The 20,446-nt window shown below is 64.1% G+C and carries 19 protein-coding genes; 5 read left to right on the top strand and 14 right to left on the bottom strand.

Annotated elements, in window-relative coordinates:
* Positions 1 to 2: 2 nt before the first annotated feature.
* Genes metG through HNQ39_RS05070 form a run of 3 tightly spaced genes read right to left on the bottom strand, consistent with a single transcriptional unit; the run spans position 3 to position 3,246 of the window.
* Positions 3 to 1,997, bottom strand: coding sequence for a methionine--tRNA ligase (gene metG / locus HNQ39_RS05080; protein ID WP_184192863.1), 1,995 nt, complete (start codon positions 1,995 to 1,997; stop codon positions 3 to 5).
* Between the two features lie 40 nt (positions 1,998 to 2,037).
* Complete coding sequence (locus HNQ39_RS05075; protein ID WP_184192862.1) at positions 2,038 to 3,000, bottom strand: acyltransferase family protein; 963 nt, start codon at positions 2,998 to 3,000, stop codon at positions 2,038 to 2,040.
* A 9-nt stretch (positions 3,001 to 3,009) separates the two neighbouring features.
* A complete protein-coding gene (locus HNQ39_RS05070) occupies positions 3,010 to 3,246 on the bottom strand; it encodes an FmdB family zinc ribbon protein (RefSeq protein ID WP_184192861.1) in 237 nt (78 codons plus the stop codon).
* 151 nt (positions 3,247 to 3,397) lie between these two features.
* Between HNQ39_RS05070 and HNQ39_RS05065 the strand changes: the two genes are divergently transcribed.
* Together HNQ39_RS05065 and HNQ39_RS05060 are read left to right on the top strand one after the other, a co-directional pair.
* Entirely contained in the window at positions 3,398 to 5,806 is a 2,409-nt protein-coding gene (locus tag HNQ39_RS05065) for a DUF1549 and DUF1553 domain-containing protein (RefSeq protein ID WP_184192860.1), read from the top strand.
* Positions 5,807 to 5,970: 164 nt separating this feature from the next.
* On the top strand, positions 5,971 to 7,017 hold the full coding sequence (locus HNQ39_RS05060) for a mannonate dehydratase (protein ID WP_184192859.1): 1,047 nt from the start codon (positions 5,971 to 5,973) through the stop codon (positions 7,015 to 7,017).
* A gap of 77 nt (positions 7,018 to 7,094) precedes the next feature.
* On the opposite strand, the gene HNQ39_RS05055 is transcribed toward HNQ39_RS05060, so the two are convergent.
* The 7 genes from HNQ39_RS05055 to HNQ39_RS05025 all read right to left on the bottom strand — a co-directional run bounded on the left by HNQ39_RS05055 (position 7,095) and on the right by HNQ39_RS05025 (position 13,003).
* Positions 7,095 to 7,703, bottom strand: coding sequence for a hypothetical protein (locus HNQ39_RS05055; protein ID WP_184192858.1), 609 nt, complete (start codon positions 7,701 to 7,703; stop codon positions 7,095 to 7,097).
* 14 nt (positions 7,704 to 7,717) lie between these two features.
* A complete protein-coding gene (locus HNQ39_RS05050) occupies positions 7,718 to 8,185 on the bottom strand; it encodes a DinB family protein (protein WP_184192857.1) in 468 nt (155 codons plus the stop codon).
* 32 nt (positions 8,186 to 8,217) lie between these two features.
* A complete protein-coding gene (locus tag HNQ39_RS05045) occupies positions 8,218 to 8,904 on the bottom strand; it encodes a hypothetical protein (RefSeq protein WP_184192856.1) in 687 nt (228 codons plus the stop codon).
* A gap of 168 nt (positions 8,905 to 9,072) precedes the next feature.
* A complete protein-coding gene (locus HNQ39_RS05040; protein ID WP_184192855.1) occupies positions 9,073 to 9,279 on the bottom strand; it encodes a hypothetical protein in 207 nt (68 codons plus the stop codon).
* Between the two features lie 46 nt (positions 9,280 to 9,325).
* The gene (locus tag HNQ39_RS05035) at positions 9,326 to 10,219 is read right to left on the bottom strand and encodes a phytanoyl-CoA dioxygenase family protein (protein ID WP_184192854.1); all 894 of its coding nucleotides are present in this window, start codon (positions 10,217 to 10,219) and stop codon (positions 9,326 to 9,328) included.
* 43 nt (positions 10,220 to 10,262) lie between these two features.
* Positions 10,263 to 11,999: a hypothetical protein gene (locus HNQ39_RS05030; protein ID WP_184192853.1), complete on the bottom strand. Its 1,737-nt coding sequence runs from the start codon at positions 11,997 to 11,999 to the stop codon at positions 10,263 to 10,265.
* Positions 12,000 to 12,067: 68 nt separating this feature from the next.
* Positions 12,068 to 13,003 (bottom strand): NAD(P)-dependent oxidoreductase, encoded by a 936-nt coding sequence (locus HNQ39_RS05025; protein ID WP_221289813.1) that lies wholly within the window; start codon positions 13,001 to 13,003, stop codon positions 12,068 to 12,070.
* A 252-nt stretch (positions 13,004 to 13,255) separates the two neighbouring features.
* Between HNQ39_RS05025 and HNQ39_RS30230 the strand changes: the two genes are divergently transcribed.
* Complete coding sequence (locus tag HNQ39_RS30230) at positions 13,256 to 13,786, top strand: RNA-binding protein (protein ID WP_184193498.1); 531 nt, start codon at positions 13,256 to 13,258, stop codon at positions 13,784 to 13,786.
* Positions 13,787 to 13,861: 75 nt separating this feature from the next.
* Positions 13,862 to 14,908, top strand: a complete 1,047-nt coding sequence (locus HNQ39_RS05015; RefSeq protein WP_221289810.1) for a UDP-N-acetylmuramate dehydrogenase — start codon at positions 13,862 to 13,864, stop codon at positions 14,906 to 14,908.
* Here HNQ39_RS05015 and HNQ39_RS05010 read toward each other — a convergent pair.
* Positions 14,883 to 16,004 (bottom strand): TlpA family protein disulfide reductase, encoded by a 1,122-nt coding sequence (locus tag HNQ39_RS05010; protein ID WP_184192851.1) that lies wholly within the window; start codon positions 16,002 to 16,004, stop codon positions 14,883 to 14,885. The genes HNQ39_RS05015 and HNQ39_RS05010 overlap by 26 nt on opposite strands.
* Positions 16,005 to 16,031: 27 nt before the next feature.
* Positions 16,032 to 17,252, bottom strand: a complete 1,221-nt coding sequence (locus tag HNQ39_RS05005; protein ID WP_184192850.1) for an aspartate aminotransferase family protein — start codon at positions 17,250 to 17,252, stop codon at positions 16,032 to 16,034.
* Between the two features lie 152 nt (positions 17,253 to 17,404).
* Here HNQ39_RS05005 and HNQ39_RS05000 point away from each other — a divergent pair, with 152 nt between their 5' ends.
* Positions 17,405 to 18,205, top strand: coding sequence for an ATP-grasp domain-containing protein (locus HNQ39_RS05000; protein WP_184192849.1), 801 nt, complete (start codon positions 17,405 to 17,407; stop codon positions 18,203 to 18,205).
* Here the strand turns inward: HNQ39_RS05000 and nagA are convergent.
* Positions 18,190 to 19,299 carry an N-acetylglucosamine-6-phosphate deacetylase gene (gene nagA / locus HNQ39_RS04995; protein WP_184192848.1) on the bottom strand — a complete coding sequence of 370 codons (1,110 nt, stop codon included), beginning with the start codon at positions 19,297 to 19,299 and terminating at the stop codon, positions 18,190 to 18,192. The genes HNQ39_RS05000 and nagA overlap by 16 nt on opposite strands.
* On the bottom strand, positions 19,299 to 20,420 hold the full coding sequence (gene tatC, locus HNQ39_RS04990; protein ID WP_184192847.1) for a twin-arginine translocase subunit TatC: 1,122 nt from the start codon (positions 20,418 to 20,420) through the stop codon (positions 19,299 to 19,301). The genes nagA and tatC overlap by 1 nt, the downstream gene beginning before the upstream one ends.
* Positions 20,421 to 20,446 lie beyond the last annotated feature (26 nt).

Below are 20,446 nucleotides of genomic sequence, written 5' to 3'. Positions count from 1 at the left end.
CCTTACCGCACCGTGCTCCCCGAGTCGGCCTTTTTATCGGGCTGGAGCAGGATCGCATTGCCCTCGGCATCGGTGGCGGCCAGGAGCATTCCCTTGCTCTCCACCCCGCGCATCTTGCGGGGCTTGAGGTTGTAGACCACGACAATCTGGCGGCCGACCAGCTCCTCGGGCGTGTAGGCGGTCGCGATCCCACTGACAATCTGGCGGTCTTCCTCACCAATCTTGAGCTGGAGCTTTAGCAGCTTATCGGCATCGGGCACTTTCTCCGCCGCGACAATATCGGCGACACGGAGCTCGACTTTCAGGAAGTCATCGATCGTAATCTCGTTAGACGTAGGGGCTTCAGTTTCCATAGGTTGCTTATCACTTTTCTCCCCCTTCGCCGGGTACCCTTTGGGTGCGGAGGGGGAAACGGCGCTGTCGCCGGGGGGAGGCGGAGCGAGTAGAATTTTAGTATCGACACGCGGGAAGAGCGGGGCGGGCTCGCCGGTCTTGATCCCGCCGGGCAGGGCGCCAAAGCGGGTGCTGTCTTCCCAGGTGCCACTCGTGAGCGACTCTAGGCCCAGCTGGCTCGCCACCTCCGCAGCGACCGTGGGCATGACAGGCGAGAGGAGGTAGGTCGCCAGGCGCACTCCCTCCAGCGCGTTGTAGACCGCCTCGGCGACCGCCGCTGTCTCGCCTGCCTTGGCCGCTTTCCACGGCGCTTTCTCGGCGAGGTAGACATTGACCGCGCGCAAGAGGGGCCACACCGACGAGAGCGCGCTGCCCCAGTCGAAGCGCTCCAGGGCTTTCTCGTAGGCAGCGACCGCCTCCGCCGCAACCGCGGTCAGGCCGGGATCGAGCGGGGCGCTTGCGGGGATGACACCGTCGAAGTAGGTCGCCTTGAGGATGCGGTTGAGGACATTGCCAAAGTCGTTGCCCAGATCGGCGTTCCAGCGGTTGGCCAGAAGCTCCAGCGAGAACTCGGAGTCGTCGGTGAAGCGGATATCGCGCAGGAGGTAGTAGCGCAGGGCATCTTTTGCCGTGCTCTCCGCCGCCCCACTGGCCGCAACCAGCGCATCGACCACCGCCTTGGGCTCGGGGATATTGCCCTTGGACTTGCTCCCCTTCTCCCCACCGACCGTCCACCAGCCGTGCCCGACCACGTGCTTGGGCAACGGCAGGCCGAGCCCCATCAGCATCGCGGGCCAGAAAGTGGCGTGGAAGCGGGCGTAGATCTCCTTGGCCATCAGGTGCGCATCGGCGGGCCAGAGCGTGCTCCAGTTTTCGTTGTCGGGCCAGCCGGTCTCGCTCAGGTAGTTGATCAGGGCATCGAACCAGACATAGAAGACTTTCCCCTCGTCGCCTGGCACCTCGATCCCCCAGCCCGCGTTCTTGCGCGAGATCGCAATATCCCGTAGGCCATCGTCGATCATGGCCAGCACTTCATTGCGGCGGGTCTCGGGGAGCAGAAAAGTCGGGTTGGCCGCGATATGCGCCTTGAGCCGCTCGCCGTAGGCCGAGAGCCGGAAGTAGTGGACATCTTCCTGGATGCGAATCACCTTCGCGCCGGTCTCTTTCACAATCCCGTTCTCATCGACATCGGTGTCTCGGAAGAAGGTCTCATCCGCGACCGAGTACCAGCCCTCGTAGACACCGAGGTAGATATCGCCGCTGGCCTGCAGGCGCGAGAAGATCTCCCGGACTACTTTCTTGTGGCGCTCCTCGCTGGTGCGAATGAAGCTATTGTATTTTATTCCTAGGTATTCCCAGCACTCCACATAGCGCTGGCTGACCTCGTCCACAAAGTCCTGCGGCGTCTTCCCCACTTTCGCGGCCGCATCGGCGACTTTCTGGGCGTGCTCATCGGTGCCCGTCAGGAAGTAGGCATCGTCGCCGCGCAGCTTTCGGTAGCGGGTGTGGGCATCGCACAGGAGCGTGGTCGTGGCGCTCCCCACGTGGGGAACTCCATTGACATAGTAGATCGGGGTGGTGATGTAGTAGCGTTTTTCAGGCATAGTGAACTCAGTATCGCCGCAGCGACAGCAATCCTAAAGGCTATTTTACCGCGCTTGCTCGCCGGGCCAGCGCATGGGCGGGCGCCTCGACAAAGCGGCCGTAGAGCCAGGCAAATCCCAGAGCGGCGGTGAGGGCAAGGGCACTGGCAAACGGAGGATGAAGATTGAGGAGAATCACCAGGCTCCAGCCCACCCCGATATGGGTCAGGTAGAGCGAGTAGCTCCAGGCCCCAGCCGCGACCAGCCACGCGGGAAAGGGGTACTTCTGTGCTCTGAGGAGCTCCTGCCCCAGCCAGTAGGCCGCGAGCCACGCGAAGGCATTGAGGGTGAGCCCATCGGGGACCTGCTTCCAGTGGAGTGCCGCCGCGCCCCAGCCCGCCAGCGCCAGCGCAAGCCGCACGCCCCAGAGCTCTCCCAGCTCCAGGGCAAAAAGGCGCCGCATGCTCCACTGCTCGGCCAGCCGCACGCCGAGGAGCCAGACGGGCAGGCCCAGTGCCCAGGAGAGTGTCGGGCCATAGCCGGGAATTCCCTCCCGCACGGGTGAAAAGACGAGAATCGCGAGCGCGATGGCGAGCGCCGCGCCGTAGACTATCCCCCAGCCGACCCGGCGGACAGCGAGTCGTAGCGCGGGGTAGAGCGCGTAGTAGATCAGCTCGGCCCAGAGGCTCCAGAGCGCTGCCAGGCTCAGGGAGCGCTCCTTTAGTACCAGTGCCACGGGTAGCCAGAGCGCCAGCGGCAGTACGAGCCGCAGGACCCGGCGCAGGTAGAACGCGCGCAGCTCCAGGGGGCGCTCCCCCACAAACGGCAGGTGGATACAGAACCCCGAGATGATGAAGAACACCATCACGGCGGCGGGGCCATTGAAGAAAAACATCACCAGCTGCTGGGGCAGGCTTGGGACAGCTCCCCGCTCCGCGCTGAAGAAAGGGACGCCAATATGGGAGACCACGACCACCAGAGCCGCGAGAAAACGCAGCGCATCGAGCGCTGGCAGACGTTGCATGAAAGACGGCTAGCGTCGCATCGGCAGACCACACCCCCCACCGCAGCAGGGCATGTTCAGAGCGGCACTGGTCGCACAGGCCCCGGCTCCGTCGGCGGAGACATGGGCGGCAACCATCGAGAGCAGGCGTGTCTTGGTGGGCGTGCCACAGCTCGGGCAGGGCGTGGGTTCGTCTTTTTGCGAGAGCGTTCGTAGCGTCTCAAAGCTGCGCTCACAGGGCTTACAGCGGTACTCATAGATCGGCATGGTGGTGTATTTTACCGCGCCAGGTAGTGAAATACCCGTCTCCAAGCAGGAGCGTCCCGAGGACGTGCAAGCCCCAAAACTCAGCGCGTCCTCGGGACGCTCTCTTTTACCAGGCGGGGATTTTCAATCCCCGACAGTGTATAATCCCTGCATGAGAAAACTGCTATGCATCGGGGCATTGCTGGGGCTAGCAGCGCTTAGCTACAGCGCCCCCCCGCCCACAAAACCCACCCTGGCTTTTTCGGGCGGTGAGAAAGCTATCGCGCTCGCGGGCGCGTACGCATCGGCGCGGGTGCTGGTCGAGGAGAGCGGGCGAGATGTGAGCGGCGAGGTGGCCCTGTCGCTGGCCGATCCGAAGCTGGCGGTGCTTAGCAAGAACGGGACACTCTGGCCGCGAAAAGACGGCACGACCGTCCTCACCGCGCAGTACAAAGGGCAGAAAATTACCATTCCGGTCACCGTCACTGGGCTCACGGGGGCCAAGCCACCACGGTTTACGTCGGACGTGATCCCCGTGCTCACCCGCTACGGCTGCAACCAGGGCGGCTGTCATGGCGCGACCCAGGGCAAGGGCGGCTTCAAGCTCTCCCTCCAGGGCTACGATCCTGAGGCGGACTACGACTCCATCACCCGTGCCGCCGCGGGCCGCCGCCTGAGCCCCGCCCAGCCGGAGAACAGCCTGCTCCTACGCAAGCCGACGATGCGAGTCAGCCACAAAGGCGGCCAGCTCTTTGAGCCCGGCTCGCCGCCCTACCAGCTACTCGTGGACTGGATCGCGGCGGGGATGCCACGGCCCAAAGCCGACGAGCCCGAGGTCACGGGCCTGGAGATCGTCCCCCCGACCCGCACGCTCGCTCTCGGGCAGAAGCAGCGCTTCCGGGTCTGGGCCAACTTCGCCGACAAGGCCCGCCGCGATGTGAGCGCGGAGGCGCTGTTTAGTGTCAGCGATGGGACGGTTGCCCAGGTCTCTCCCGAGGGCGATGCCAAGATCGTGGGTAAGGGCGAGGGCGCGATCCTGATCCGCTACCAAGACCGGGTCGCAACGGCGTCCCTGCTCTCCCCGTTTTCCAAGCCACGCCCTGCGCAGCCCCAGCCCACTAACATCGACCGCCTGATCGAGAACAAGCTCGCCGCGCTTGGGCTGGATGCCTCGCCCACCTGCTCCGACTCGGACTACCTGCGCCGGGTCTCGCTGGACCTCACCGGCCTGCTCCCCACCCCCGATACCACCCGCGCCTTCCTCGCCGACACCGATCCCCAGAAGCGCAGCAAGCTCGTGGAGACCCTGCTGGCACGCCCGGAGTACGTGGACTACTGGACTCTCAAGTGGGGCGATCTCCTGCGCAGCAACCGCAATGTCCTCAACGATAAGGGGCTTATCGCGCTCAACCGCTGGATTCGCGACAGTGTGGCGGCCAACAAGCCCTGGAACACCATGGCCCGCGAGCTGCTCCTGGCGCAGGGCAGCGCCTACGACGACGGCCCGGCCAACTACTTCCGCGCCGCCGCCACCCCCGATGCCCTCACCGAGACCACGTCGCAGGTCTTTCTGGGCGTGCGGATTCAGTGCGCCCGCTGCCACAACCACCCCTATGAAAAGTGGAAGCAGGACCAGTACTACCAGTTCGCAGCGTTCTTCTCCCGTGTCAAGACGAAAAACGGCGAGGCTGCGGATGAGAAGATTGTCTACACGGTCAGCTCGGGCGAGTCGGTGAACCCGCGCACGGGCAAGACCATGGTCCCCACCGCGCTCGGTGGTGCCCCCGTCGCCAAAGAGTTCACGGGCGACCGCCGCCTCGCGTTTGCGGACTGGCTCACGGACACGAAAAACCCGTTCTTTGCCAAAGTCGTGGTCAACCGCCTCTGGAAGCACTTCCTGGGACAAGGGTTGATCGAGCCGGTCGACGATGTGCGTGTCACCAACCCGCCCACCAACCCCGTTCTCTTAGATTGGCTGGCGGCAGACTTTGTGAACCATGGCTACGACCTGAAGCACACGATGCGCACCATTCTTGCGACCCGTGCCTACCAGCGCACCGCCTTCCCCACCAAGATCAATGTCGCCGACACGCGCTACTTCTCGCACTACTTCTTCAAGCGCCTCGACGCTGAGTCCCTCCTCGATGCAGTGGGGAGCGCCACGGGCTCACCCGAGAAGTTCGGCGGCTACCCGGCCGGCATGCGCGCCGCCGAGCTCCCCGACACCACAGCGGGCTCGTACTTCCTCGATCTCTTTGGCCGCCCCGCCCGCAATATTGTCTGCCAGTGCGAGCGCCAAGACGCCCCCAACCTCGGGCAGCTTCTGCACTTCATGAACGGCAAGGGCATCAACGAGAAGCTCTCCAGCAAGACAGGCCGCATCGCCAAGCTGATCGAGGCAAAGACACCCGATACCAAGCTGGTCGAGGAGCTCTATCTCGCGTCCGTCTCGCGCCTCCCCGACCAAGGCGAGCTCTTCGATGCCGTGGTCTCCCTGCGCGAGGCCAAGGACAAGCGCCAGGAGGCTGAGGATATTCTCTGGGCACTGCTCAACTCCAAGGAGTTTTTGTTCAATCACTAACGCAGTTGAATCGCCCCGGTGAGAGCGGGGCGTCAACGAGCCTGCGGCTGGGAAGGCCTTCGGTCATAAGATATTCGGTATGGCCGAAGGCCTTTGCAGCCGAGGCACGAGGCTCGTTGACGCTCCCCTCCAACGGGAGTGATCCAAACAACAATGAGGTAAGTATGGATCGTTATCCGCTCCGGGCGGTTCCCGGCTTCTATGGCACCAAACCGGGCATTCAGATCGGCACCTATGTCAGCTCCGAGGCAAGCGACGACGACTTGCAGTTCTTGCAGCAGCTCGGGGTGGAGTGGGCGATGCTTAATATCGTCAACCCGGCGCACCATACGGCGGAGGACTATTGTCGATTCAGCGAGCGGCTGGCGAAGTACGGGGTGAAGATCTACCGGATCGGCAACCACGGGGTCCACAATGTCCCTGAGATCACGCTAAACCTGCCGGGCCGCGACCAGAAGATCGAGGAGTTCCTGGGCTTTCTGCGCAATCTCCAAAAGGCGGGGATCTTCTACCACACCTACGCCCACATGGGAAACGGCATCTGGAGCACGGGCCACACCGACGGGCGCGGGGGCGTCCAAGCGCGCGTGCTGGACATCAAGAACGCCAAGGGGCACTGGATCGAGAAGGTCTTCGAGGGCGAGCTGACCCACGGGCGGGTCTACACCGAGGACGAGCTCTGGGAGAACTACACGTACTTTATCAAGCAGGTCGTGCCGGTGGCCGAGGAGACCAAGGTCTGTATCGGCATCCACCCCGACGATCCCCCGGTCTACGCGCTCGGCGGGATTCCCCGCTGCATCTTCGGCAACGCCGCGGGCTACCAGCGGGCACTCGATATCGCAAACTCCCCCTACATCGGAGTCTGCCTCTGCGTGGGGTGCTGGCTGGAGGGTGGGACGGTCGGGATGGGGTGCGATGTAATCTCCGCGATCAAGAGCTTCGCGGCGCAGAAGAAGCTCTTTAAGGTGCACTTCCGCAATGTCAGCAACCCCATGCCCGAGCCCTGGCAGGAGACCTTCATCGACGATGGCTACCAGGATATGCACCAGGTGATGCGCGCGCTCCGGGAAGTCGAGTACGACGGTGCGATCATCCCCGACCACATCCCCCAGATGCTCGGCGGCTCCCGCACGGGCCTCGCCTACTCGATTGCCTACATGAAAGCCTTGGTGCAAGCCGTCAACAACGAGTTCGGCGGCGCAGTGTAGCCACCGGTTGAAACCGGCGTCTGCAAAGCCCGGATCCCCTCTGGGTGCGGGCTGACAAAATTCAAGCAAAACAAGAGCTACGTGGGAATAGAGTCTGCTTGGGCCTTTAAGTAATCATAGACAGCTCCTTCGTGCATCGTATAGCGACGACCGGGCGCACTGTCCTTCCAAGCCTCCGACTGGCGCACTGCGAGTACGTCCTGAAGTGCTTGCTCCCGTGTGGGCACAGGAACGGGTTGCGTGCGAAAACGCCCTTCCGTCTGACAGTACCTCAGGTATTTCAGCGGGTCTTCGGGGCTCCCCCCTAGCATATATCCCTCGCTCAAGACAAAGTAAGAGCTTCCTGAGGCAACCACGGGATAGAGAGGCCAGCGTGCTGGAGGCATCGTGAGGGTTGGGAGGCTCAGCCCGCCGTAGCGCGGCTCACGCAAAGGGTATGCCTTCTTAGGCAGGAAGAGAATCCGAAGAACCCAGCCCACGCGATCATGACGCTCAAAGCCTCGTGCGACTCGCACTTCCAAAGGTGTCTTCGGATCGAAGGCTTGGGGAGCGAGCTGGGCCAGCTCTGTTGCGGCGCGTCTCTCTCCCAGAGCCACAAAGTAATTCACTGCCTCGGCAAGGACTGCGGCGTTGTACGCTTTTTCGCAAAAGAGAGAGGGAGTACGGGAGGGTTGGGGACGTGGCATGAAGGTTCCTCTTGTCAACGGCGGGTGTACTGGTCCCGGAGCTTCGTGAGCTGCCCGGCGTGGTAGGCGTTGTGCACGAGAATACTGGCGATCCCCAGCAGGCGGCTAGTCGGGGTAACCTCTGGGGTGGGAGACTCGAAGAGCGCCTCGGCACGGAGGGCGGCGATCCCCTCGCCAAAGGCTGTAAGCGTCGACTCCACCCGCTGCTGGGTGGCCGCCCAGCTCTCCGTGGCGGTCGGGGGCCAGTCGGTGACGGTGGTATCTCTGCCCTGAAGGAAGTGTACCGCCCAGCTTGTCCAGGCCTCGATATGGAGCACGATCTCCCAGAGCGAGCGCTCGCCCGGTGCCGGGCGCCACGCCGCCTCGTCTTCGTCGATTCCCTCCAGAACGTCGCGGAGCGGCGTGATCCAGGACTCCGTCTCCACCGTGTTGCGGTGCATCAGGGAGAGCACTGCCAGAAGCTCGGTTTCGTGTTTTTCCATGGGAGCATTGTGCCTGAAGCGGAAGGCATGCGCTAGAGCGACTCAAGCACGACCACGTAGGGGTGTTGGGTGACTCGGGTCTGGAAGGAGTCGGTCTCGGGGTAGGTGCCGTTGAGAATCCCTTTCAGCGCGACAATACCAGAGCCGGTCTTAGGATAGGCGAGGACAGCCTTGAGCGTACCGCCATGCTCCACCTGCGTGCGCCCCGCAAGCGTGAGAGCCACCGTGCCAGAGAGAATCGCATAGCGGTACTTTGTATCACTCCCAGCGGGTCGGAGGGTGAGAGAGCCGCCCACCCTGTCGTTGTGGATATTAGCCCCCACCATCTCCTTCATCCCCACCGGAAAGACCTGCTCCAGCCAGACACGCAGCAGCTCCGCGGCGACCGTGCGTGGGGCGCTGGGGTGTGCGAGCGTAGCCCACTCGGCGCTGGTGAGGGCGATAGGCTGAACGATAGGGACACGGTAGGCCGGCTGTGGGTGCTCCGGCAGGCGGATGAAGAGTCGAACACCTGCAGGCACCGCCAAGGGAGTTTTGCTTGGGGGGAGACTCGGGAGTCGAACGGGGCGAAGCGGAGCGGTGTGCGGGGGGAGCTTCAGGTAGGCAATGGCGCGCTGAAGCTGATCTCGGACATAGCCCGTGGCAGCTCCGGGCTGGCGATTGAGCATCGTGCCGCCCGGAATCGCGCCCTGGATACGCCCGGTAGCATCGGCGATCACAAAATAGGTGGTCTCGCCAGGGCTATCCGCGGCAAAGAGAGCGTCACGAATCCCAGCAGGCGCTTCGCTCGGTGAGCTACCTGCCCAGGTGGTGAGGACAAAAGGCTGTAAAAGCGCGACGACCGCCGCGTCCGAGAGAGCGCCCCCTCTCGTGTAGTTGGAGTTCGATCAGCAGTGCCCCGTAAAGGTATCCCCGTGGGCATTGCGCACCGCGACAACCAGCAGGGGGCGTCTCTCTTGAAGGGCACGCTTTTGTGCCGTTGCCAGAGGGACGGTCCAGTCGAGGCGGTAGATCTCAAGGTCGGTTTCCTGAGGGCGAGCCGCCGCAAAGTCGCGGCGGAGCAACTCTATCTGAGGGTCAAGGTTCGCATTCATACCCTGCCACTCTAGCCACAGACCATGAAGACATTCTTAACTCACTCTAGGCAGTCGTTGCGGGCCACCAGTACGACTCACGAGGAGCCGTGGGCACAAAATCGAGGCGCTCCTTACCGAGGTAGTGCAGGGTCGCACGCTCTAGCAGGGAGAAGTCCTCGGGGTTCTCACGGTTGAGGTTCATGGGCTCTTTGAGCACCACGGGCGGGTTGGTCATAAAGCGCGGGCGTCGGAGGGTGTTCTGCGACGAGGCATGGAGCATAAACGGGTGCAGGATCACGAAGTCCCCCACCTCGCCGGTCAGCTCCTCGAAGCGCTGGCACTGGGCAATGAGCTCCTGGAACTTAAAGTCTCCCGGCGCGACTCCCTCGGGGTGCTCCGCGAGGAACTTAGCGACCACACGCACGGAGTCCGGGGCGATAAACGTCCCGCCGCCTTGGTGCCGCATATCGGACCAGAGGACAATGGTGAGGAGCGCCTGCTCGCGGCTATCGAGAAAGTGCCGGAAGTAGCTGCCGTCTTTGTGCCAGCCGCCCACCTCAGCGCTCGGAGGCTGCCAGGGCTGGTCGGCACCACGGTGGAAGTTGGCGACAAAGGCATCGGACCAGAGCCAAGAGTTGATGGTCGAAAAATGCGCCGACTCGATCTGCATCACCTGGGTCTCCAGCCGCTCCTCGCCCCCAATTACCTCACAGAGCGCGGCCCATGCCTTGGGCGCGAGCTCTCGCACGGGGAGCTTGTGGTGGTGGTCCATCCAGACAATGTCTTTTTTCCAGGTGCTGGGCTCGCCCGGGTCGTAGCCAAGCCGGGCAAAGCCATCGTCCACCCAGCGCCGGGCCAGCTCGGGATCGAGGCAGCCCTTGACAACAAGATAACCATTATCAAGAAAGCCCTGCACCTGCGCAGGGCTTAAGACAGAAGAGGGGTTCGCGGTGGTCATGGAAGAGAGATTGGCCAGCAAGGTCCCCCTCTCCTCCCTGAGGCTACTTCAGGGGAGCATGGACAATCAGCAGGCTGTTGGTGGTCTTTGCCACGGCCTTACCGCCGCCCAGCTGAAGGGGCACGAGGTCTTGTGGGGTCAGGGCTGTGATGACGACCTCCGTCTTAGAGCCCCAGCTGCGTAGGTTGTTCTCCGTCAGCATGGAGTAGTAGCGTCGCTCCGGCTCTAACCCGGTGGTGGAGCGCCAAGGCATCTCCGCCGACTGCACCGTGACCGTCTGTCCCGGAGCGATCGTCTCCACGCGCCCCACCATCCCGTAGCGATGCAGGGTCACACTCTCCAGCACGACCGGCGTGTTGTTGGTGATCGTCCCCGTGAGCATCCCCCGAACTTCTTTGAGGTCTGCGACAATGCCACCGCCCAGAGGAAGGTCCTTACTCTGGAAAGCGACCGAGCGCATCGCCCACTGGGGAACGCTGAACTCATCCAGGCGGGGTGGCTGCCCCGTGTTCTGCTGGGTCGCGAGGTTGACGACATCGCCGACCGTCCGGAAGAACGTGGTATCGGGGGTCGGGGCGGTCAGGCTGTAGGTGGTCCGGTGCGGCGAGTAGAGCCCGTAGCGTGCCACCGCATTGCCCGTGGTCTGGCCGGAGCCGGTCTCGATCACGGCGGCCGACGTGTAGAAGGCGGTATCGCTGCGCCCCTGACTTCCCACGACATAGGCCCCGACCGCAAACACACCGGCGAGGAGCGGGGTGGTTCCCCAGGCCCACTCGCGCTTATCCAGGCGGCGCAGGACAATGTACTGAAGAGGAACCACCGCAAAGAGATAGGCTCCCAAAAAGAGGGCGATTGTCGAGAACGGCGGGGCCTTGACATCGGAGTTCTGCAGGATCTGCGGGAAGAAGTTCTGGCTCCCCTGATTGTAGTAGTCTCCATCGCTTGCCTGTGCGGCACGAAGGGCACCGACCTGATTCCAAGAGGTTAGTAGCGGGGCAGGGTTCTCCAGCCCCACATGGCGGATGCGCCCCACTCCCAATCGCTCTACTGCTTCAACGGGGCCATCTGTCTCCGCTGGCAGAGGGATCAGTGTCCCGCCGGCATTGACCCAGCGCCGCAGGGCCGCGCTCTGCGCCTCGCTCAGGCCCAGCTCCCCCGAGAGCACCACAATCCCAAACTGGTCCAGATCGCCCGCCTGATCGGTGAGCTGGGTGGGGCTTGCCGCGACCACGGAGAGATAGTCTTCCTCCGGGAGCTGGCCACCGCGGTAGGGCTCGTCGGGGCGGCGACGAGGGCCGGCCTTGGCGAGATAACCAAGAGAGCGGTGGACACCGCGGGTCTGGCCGTTGAGCGCTTCCCACTCCGTCGGCAGGTTACCGTCTTTGGTGACCACGAGAACACGCAGCAAGTTCGTGGGCTTGACCGCAGGGTTCCATGGGATGCTCTTGTTCTCCCCGTGTGAGCCGCGCAGAGAGAGGGCAGTGGGGTACCAGCTATTGGCCGGAATGTAGATGCGCAGATCGACAGTCGCCACCGATGGGCCCGCGGGGAGCGAGACAGGCGCACGCCAGCTCTGCTGCCCCCGCTGCAAGACCACTTCACCGGTGAACGCCCCGGCATCGGCGGGATTGGTCACCGTGACCGTGACCGGCTGGTCGTAGCCTGGCATGAGGGCGGCCCCAAAGCGTGGCTTCGCGGAGAGATCGGGACCAGCGGCCAGCGCGGTGGAGACCGTCAGCAGGCTGAGACCAAGTAGGGCAGTGAGTGTCAGGCGTCGCATCACAAAAAAACTCCTGTTGTTTGTAACGTCATTATGGCGCTTTCGGTTACGGCTCCGTGGGATTTTTTTCAGCCATTGACCACGTTGCGTGGGTGTCCCGCCTGGAACGCCGCGATATTGGCCACGGTCTCTGCCAGGAGGCGCTCGCGGGCGGCCTTTGTGGCCCAGGCATGGTGCGGCGTGATCCGTGTGTTCGGCGCGCGGAGCAGGGGGTTGTCCGAGGCGGGGGGCTCGGTGGAGAGAACATCCGTGGCAAAGCCCGCCAGGTGCCCAGAGTGGAGGGCAGCGGCGACGGCGGCTTCGTCGATCACGGGGCCCCGGGCGCAGTTGACCAGGAGTGCTCCGGGCTTTAGCAGTGCAAGGGTCTCGGCGTTGATCAGGCCACGAGTCGCGGGGGTCAGCGGACACTGCAAGAGCACGATATCGGCCTGGGCAAGCGCCTGATCGAGGGGGTAGGTTCCCTCGCGCGGGGTGCGGGCCACGGGCAGAACGCGCAAGCCCAGCGCCTCGGCGATCATGGCCACCCGTCGCCCAATCGCCCCGTAGCCCACCAAGACGAGGGTCTTGCCATCGAGCTCCGTGAGCGGGGTATCGGCCCAGCTCCAGATCCCACGGGCCTGCCACTCCCCTGCTGCCACGGAGGCCGCGTGTTGCCCCACTTGATTCGTGAGCTCTAGGAGCAAGGCGATCGCGTGCTGCGCCGTGGAGGCGGTCGAGTAGCCCGCGACATTGCAGAGCGTCACCCCGGCGGCGCGCGCCGCAGCCCCATCGACCACATCGTGGCCCGTCGCCAGCACCGTGACCAGCTTGAGCTTGGGGGCAAGCGCGAGGGTCGCAGCGGTCAGCGGAACTTTATTGAGCACGACAATCTCGGCATCGGCCAGGCGCTCCGTGAGCTGATCTGGCGACGTCTTCTGGTACAAATCAAGCTCTCCAAGTGCGGAAAGAGTGTGCAAAGCAAGCCCTTCAAGTGCAGGAGCAGCATCTAATACAGTTATTTTCACGTGTTTATTATACCAATTTGCGCTTTGCACAAGATATGAGATATACTCTATTTCGGTGCAATGGGGGAGGCCCTCCCTCCAGCTAATGGGTTTAGCGACTTCTTCGGACAGCGTTCGGTTCCATGCGGAATTCTGCTCTAGATGTTGGTTGAACGAGCACTCGGGTGCGTCAGTGGTGCGCATCGTTCGTTGGTGGGGGCAATGAAGTTCCAGGAAGCACTAGTGCCGCTTCCTGTCTGGAGAGCAGATTCCATGCGGATCTATGTGGGCGGTTTGCCCTTTTCGGTGACGTCAGAAGAGCTGGCGCGCATTTTCGGTGAGTACGGCGGAGTGGATGACGCACAGGTGGTCTCGGACAAGTTTTCCGGTCAGTCCCGTGGTTTCGGCTTCGTTGAGATGGGAAGCAGTGACGAGGCCCAGCAGGCAATCGCCGCTCTCAATGGCTCCAGCTACGGCGGACGCTCCCTGACCGTCAACGAGGCTCGTCCTCGTGAAGAAGGCGGCGGCGGTGGTCGCTCTGGTGGCGGCGGTGGCTACGGCGGCGGCGGTGGTCGCTCCGGCGGCGGCGGTGGCTACGGCGGTGGCGGTGGCTACGGCGGTGGCGGCGGACGCTCCGGCGGCGGCGGTGGCTACAGCGACTACGGTGGCGGTGGACGCTCCGGTGGCGGTGGTGGCTACGGCGGCGGCGGCGGTCGCTCCGGTGGCGGTGGTCGCTCCGGCGGCGGTGGTCGCTCCGGCGGTGGCCGTGGCGGCGACTACGGTGGCGGCGGCGGTCGCTGGTAGTTCCCCTCCCCCTCTAAAACAAACACCCGGCGTACGCGCCGGGTGTTTTTCGTTTCATACGATACACTAAGTGCCGTGTTTTTGGAAAATATCCCCCTCGCCCCCCGCACCACCCTCGGAGTTGGTGGTCTAGCACGCTTCTTCGCTGCCCTGACGACTATCACCGAGGTTCACGCCGCCCTCGTCGAGGCACAGCAGCGCTCCTTACCTGTCTTTGTTCTAGGTGGAGGGAGCAACCTGGTGGTTGCGGATGCCGGCTGGCCGGGCCTCGTGCTTGCACCACAGCTCACCCACCAAGACGGGGGGATCGTTGGGGCGGGTACAGACTGGAACACCTTTGTGGACCACTGTGTCGCGCAGAATCTTGCGGGCGTGGAGTGCCTTGCGGGGATCCCCGGCACGGTCGGTGCCACCCCCATCCAGAATGTCGGGGCCTACGGCCAAGAGGTCAGCGAGACCATTGTCTCAGTGACAGCCCTCGACCGCCAGAGCCTGGAGCTGCGCACGTTCTCCAAGGCCGAGTGCCGGTTCGCCTACCGCCAGAGCCGCTTCAACACCGATGAGCTGGGCCGCTGGCTGATTGTCGAGGTGACGTTCCAGCTCCAAGAAAACGCCACCCCCGCGCTCAAGTACCGCGACTTGGTGCAGCACTTCGAGGAAGCCCCCCACCCCACCCTCGCCGAGGTCGCTGCCGCGGTGCGCCAGATTCGGGCAAAGAAGGGTATGGTGGTCGATCCCCACGACCCCGATAGCCGTAGCGCGGGCTCGTTCTTCAAAAATCCGATCCTGGAAGCCCCCTTGGTTCCCGACGATGCCCCGCGCTTCGCCCAGCCCGATGGCACGGTGAAAGTTCCCGCGGCTTGGCTCATCGAGCGCTCCGGGCTCACCCGCGGCGAGACGCTGGCCGGTGGGATGGGGCTCTCAAGTAAGCATATTCTCGCGCTGGTCAACCAGGGCGGGGCCACGAGCGCGGATGTGGTCGAGGCAGCAAAACGGGTGCAGGAGCGTGTCCACCAGCACTGGGGAGTTGTCCTGCACCCGGAGCCTATCTTTGTCGGGTTCTCGGGGAGCGAAGCGCTCCCCGAGGGCGCGACCGTTATTTCTTCAGCGCCGCCTCAATAGCCGGAGCAAGGGCCTCGCCGCGTGCGCCCACGGCTGCGATCTTGCCGTCCTTGCCGATGAGCAGCGTGAAGGGAATCGCGCGGACCCCGTAGGCCACTGCATTGGCGGACTGCCAGTACTTGCCATCGTAGATCTGGCGCCAGGGCATGTTCTTGTCCTTGATAAAGGTCTCCAGCTTGGCACGCGCCGTGTCCTGGTCCAGGGAGATGCCCAGGATCTCAAAGCCCTGGCTGTGGTACTTGGCGTAGGCGGCCTGCACATTGGGAAGCTCCGCGACACACGGGCCACACCAGGTCGCCCAGAAGTCCACGAGGAGCACCTTGCCCTTGTAGTCGGCGTAGGAGACCGGCTTTCCGGCCAGGTCCACGCCCACCAGCTTAAAGGGCTCCGCCCCCACCTTCAGGCGCTCGTCGAAGTACGCCGGTGCCTTGGGCGGGTCCATGGCCACCGCGCCCGCCGCAGGGACATAGGTAAAGGTCGCCTCCGTTGTCTCAGGCGTGGTCGTGATCTTGCTGTAGGTCTCGGTGATGCTGGGTGCTCCCCCGGCCGGGCCGATCGTCAGCCGGCGCAGGAAGTGATCCCCCTTGCCAATCGCAAACTGGTAGGCCGACTTCTGCTGGGCGTTGCCGATAACCGCCGTGATGACATCACAGGCGACCCCATCGAGTGTCTCGTCGGGCCCCTTGGTCACGGACTCGGGCTTTCCGGGGATGATCTGCTTCTCGGCCGCAGGGCTGGTCAGGAGAATCGGCAGGAGCCCGACTCCGACACCACGGCTACTGCTGAGCGCATTCACCGCCTGCTGCAGGGTATTGCCCGGCTGCTTGACGTACTTGCTGGCCTTGTCCGTGGAGCTATCACTGTAGATCGTTGTTCCATCGGCGATCACGCGCTTGACCACGGTCCCGGTCGTAACGGTGGCGGCAAGCTTCCCGGCCTTCAGCAGGGTTATCTCCGATGTTGTCGTGCCACTGGTGAGGGTCAGGGCGAGGGACGAAGCATTGCGGTAGGCCGCAGCCGTGTCCGCGATTATTTTTTGGATGGCCGCATCGGGGGCTTGTGCCACCAGGACCAGGGCAGGAACCATAGGAATCATGACGAAAAATCAACCTTTCTCTAGATACTAAGACAGTACTAGCTTCAATTGTGTGACCGCATGGGTAATTTCCTCCTCGGAGATTACCAGCGGGGGCGTAAACTCTAGAATGTCACCGTCGCCTGCTGGCAAGACAATCACGCCCCGGTGCAGGAGCTGGACCATGAGCTCGCCGGCAAACGCGCTCGTGAGCTGAATCCCCAGCATGAGCCCGCGCCCGCGGACGCCGCGAATCTTGGTCGGAAACTGGCTTTGAAGGCGCTCTAGCTGCTCGATAAAAAACGCCCCACGCTCGCGTGCCAGCCCGGGGGCAGCGAGGCGCTCTAGCTCGCCCAAAGACGCCAGCGCAGCGGCGCAGCAGAGCGGGTTTCCGAGAAACGTCGATGTGTGCAGTGCCTCACCGGTCGAGACCCCCCAGGCCGCCATGACGTCGGGCCGAGCGAGGCAGGCGGAGATCGGCAGGCCCCCGCCCAGTGCTTTGCCCACGCAGAGAATGTCCGGCACGACCCCCTCGTGCTCACAGGCAAACCAGTCGCCGGTGCGCCCCCAGCCGGTGAAGATCTCGTCGAGAATGAGCACTGCACCGCTCTTTTCACAGAGCGCCTTGAGCGACTCCAGCCAGCCCGGCGGCGGGACGACAATCCCGCCCCGCCCCTGGATCGCCTCGACCAGCACCGCCCCCACACCGTCGGGCAGTTCCGTCAGAAACTCCCCATAGGGCTTGTGCACCGCAAAGGGCGCGATCTGTCCGGCAAACGGCTCCCGAAAGTCCGCGCGCCAGGTCACCGCCAGCGCCCCAAGATTGAGCCCGTGGTAGCCCCCCGTGAACGCCACGACTCCCGGCTTGCCCGTAAAGACCCGTGCGGTCTTGAGCGCCGCCTCCACCGCATCGCCCCCCGATGTCCCCAGCAGCGCCCCGCCCAGATCGCCCGGTGTCAGTGCGCTCAGCTTCTGCGCCAGCGCCACTTTCACGCGGCTGGGGTGGACATCGCCCATGCCATGGATGAGCTTCTGCGCCTGCGCCGCAATCGCCGCCGCCACCGCCGGGTTGGTGTGCCCGACACTGGCCACCCCAAACGCCGCCGTGAGGTCGAGGTACGCTTGGCCGTCGGCATCGGTGACCGTGCAGCCGTGCGCCTCCTCCCAGAAGATCGGAAAGCTGCCATCGTCGGCGAGGAACGTCACGTTGGGAGACTCAAACTGGCGGAGCGTTGCCGCCAGAGCGCGGGATTTAGGGCCGGGGGTCATGCCTTTTGTTTTACCATCTCCCCGCGCCTTAGAGCGCCTCCTCTCTTCCCGGCGAGGCACGAGCCATGATGGGAAGAGAGGTGCCTGAGCCGTGCGAAGGCGGAGAGATGACGAAAGACAGCGGAGTACTGACCTATGGTATACCCTAGAGCATGGCACTCTGGATTGTCGATCAGCAGCCCGCACGCAACCTGGGGCTGACGGGCGAGCCGCTCGTGGACGTGATCCGCTCCTGTGGGCACGAGGTTATTGAGACACACTTCGATCCCGCCAAGGGGCACCTTGCGCCTGAGGCGATCCCCTACTTTGACTCGGGGCGGCCGCTGCTCCTCACCGGCTCTGTGGGCTTTGCGATTTGGGCGCACGCGCACTGGCCGCTTCGTCCGGGCGCGTTTCGCTCTGAGCGGCTGGAGGCGCGGCACTGGCTCCCGGCCTACGGTGCGCTGGCGCTCAACGCGGGGGCGCAGTGGGTGACCTATGGGGAGTTTCTGACGCGCCCCCGCACCGAGCCGGTGTTTCTCAAGCCCGCGGCTGGGGGGAAGCTGCTCTCGGGGCTCTTGCTGGAGCCGGGAGCGAGCCTGCAAGACGCGCACTTCTCACGCCACCGGCGCTGGCCCGAGCTTCCCGAGGAGTTTTTATTGCTCGTCGCGCCTCCCCATGAGATTTTCGGGGAGTGGCGCTTCGTGATTGTCGGCGAGCAGGTAGTCGCGGCGTCGCAGTACAAGCTGGGGGAGAGCCTGGTGCTAGAGCGCGGTGCCCCCGATGGTGCCTGGGCAGTCGCGCGAGCCGTGGCAGCGCACCCATGGCGCCCCACCGATGTCTTTGTGGTGGATATCGCCGAGACCGCGGAGGGCTACTTCGTGCTAGAGCTCAACACCTTTGGCACCGCCGGGCTCTACGCCTGCGACCCTGAGGTTATCGTGCGCGCCGTTGCCCCCTACGCGGCGGAGTAGACGCACTCTCCGGCCACATAGGTTGCTTGCACCGTGAGGCCATCGTCCACGACCACCAAATCCGCGACGCAGCCCTCAACGAGACGCCCGGTGTCGAGCCAGCCTTGCTGATCGGCGGCGTTGGTGGCGGTGACTTGGGCGATTTCTTGCCAGCCAAGGGCGCACCACGCGCGAAGATTGCGGGCGGCCTGGTCCATCAAGAGCAGCGAGCCCGCCAGCGTTCCATCGGCGAGGGTAGCCTTGCCATTGACCACGGTCACCTCATGCCCCCCGAGGCCGTAGACCCCATCGCCCTTGCCCGCGCCCTCCATCGCATCGGTGATCGCGATAAAGCGCTTCGGGCCGACCGCAGCGTAGGTCATGGCGATCACCTCGGGCGCGACATGGTGCCCATCGGCGATCACCTCGACACGGGCACGGGGATCGGTGAGGAAGACGGGAATCGGGCCAGGGTTGCGGTGGTGAATCCCGCTCATCGCGTTGAAGAGGTGGGTCGCCTGCCGCGCTCCCAGGGCCAGTGCGCGCCGAGTCTGCTCCGCCGTGATATCCGTGTGCCCCAGCGAGACCACGATCCCCGCCGCATTGCACGCCGCGATCAGCGCGTCGCCGCCGGGCTGCTCGGGCGCGAGCGTGATCTGCCGCAGCTTCCCCTGAGCCGCCGCCAGCCAGCCCGCAAACTCCGCCTCGTCGTAGGGGCGCACAAACTCCTTGGGCTGCGCACCGGGCTTGTTGGGGCTGATGTACGGCCCCTCCAAGTGAATGCCCGCCAGCAGGGGCTCGGGGGAGGCCGCCGCATTGGCAAGCGCCGCCGTGATCGCCGCGTCACTCTGGGTGATCGTCGTGGCGAGCAGGCGGGTCGTACCGTGCGCCGCGTGCGTCTTACAGATCGTCGCCAGCGCCTCCGGGGTCGCGTTCATCGTGTCCGCGCCACCGCCGCCATGAATGTGCAGGTCGATAAAGCCAGGAAGCACGGTCCGCCCGGATGGTGTCCCTGCGGTCTCGGTGATCGCCTGGATGCGCCCCGCCTCCAGCGTGAGCGTCCCGTTCTCGATCACCCGCTCGGGTGTCACGATGCGAACATTACGCAGCTCCACTAGCGGCCATCCTGGGGCATGTTGGGAGTCACCGGGTTGGGGGTTGCACTTGGCTCCGCGGTTGGTGCGGGGGTTGCCTGGGGCACGGGTGACGGCGTGGCAGTCTTCTGCTCCAGTGCCGCCTTCAGGGCCGCGAGCTCCTCGGCCTGCTGGGTGACTTTCTCCTCCAGCGCGGCCAGGCGCTTCTCGATATCGGGGCTGACTGTCGGCGCGGAGGTCGCAGTGGGCAGGATCATACCCGGCTTTTGGATCGGCACCGCACGCTGGCGCACGATCCAGTAGCTCACAGCCCCCAGCATGATCGCAGGAGCCAGAGAGACCAGGATCATGGTCAGCAGCGGCTTGTTCTGCGTTCCATCTTCCCGCGGCTCAAAGGCCTTCACCAGGCTGATCGAGAGCAGGTACAGACCGGCCATCGGGACGGCCATCATCACCATGGTGATCGGGTCGTTGGAGGGCACAAAGATCGCGGCCAGGGCAGCCAGAACCACCACGGCGTGGCGCCAGTAGGCCACCATCAGCTTGGAGGTCAGGATCCCGACACGGGCCAAGAAGAGTAGCACCACGGGGAGCTGGAAGGCGATCCCAAAGGCCAGGATGATCTTGACCGAGAGCAGCAAGTACTTTGCGGCATCTTGGAGGAGCTGGGCATCCGGGACATCTCCCAGGTAGCCCACCATCCAGTCGTAGGCTAGGGGCAGGACCGCGTAGCCCGTCCCAACACCCGCCAGAAAGAGCAGGACCGAGAACGGTGCCAGGAACTTCACCGGCTCGCGCTCCTTGGGGGTGAGGGCCGGCTTGATGAAGCCCCAGAGCTCCATGACGAGCAGAGGCAAGGCGATAGCCAGCCCCGCGATAAAGCTGACCTGAAGCTTCAGGAAGAAGGCATCCTGGACGGAATCAAACTTGATGGTCCCGGACACCCCATGCTGCACCAGCGCACGAGTCAGGGGGTCGTTGATGATCCGGTAGAGCGGCTTGAAGAAGTTGTAGGTGACCACCATTCCCACGATCAGATAGAGGAGCGAGCGGAAGATCCGCGTGCGTAGCTCTGCCAGGTGCTCGACAAGCTCCATCTGGCCATCTTCAGGGACATTTTTCTTTTTTCCGATAAGTGCCATAACAAGTTTCATTATATCGGTGAAAA

This window comes from Armatimonas rosea, assembly GCF_014202505.1.
Taxonomy (GTDB): domain Bacteria; phylum Armatimonadota; class Armatimonadia; order Armatimonadales; family Armatimonadaceae; genus Armatimonas; species Armatimonas rosea.
This window is presented reverse-complemented; position numbering and strand designations above follow the sequence as displayed.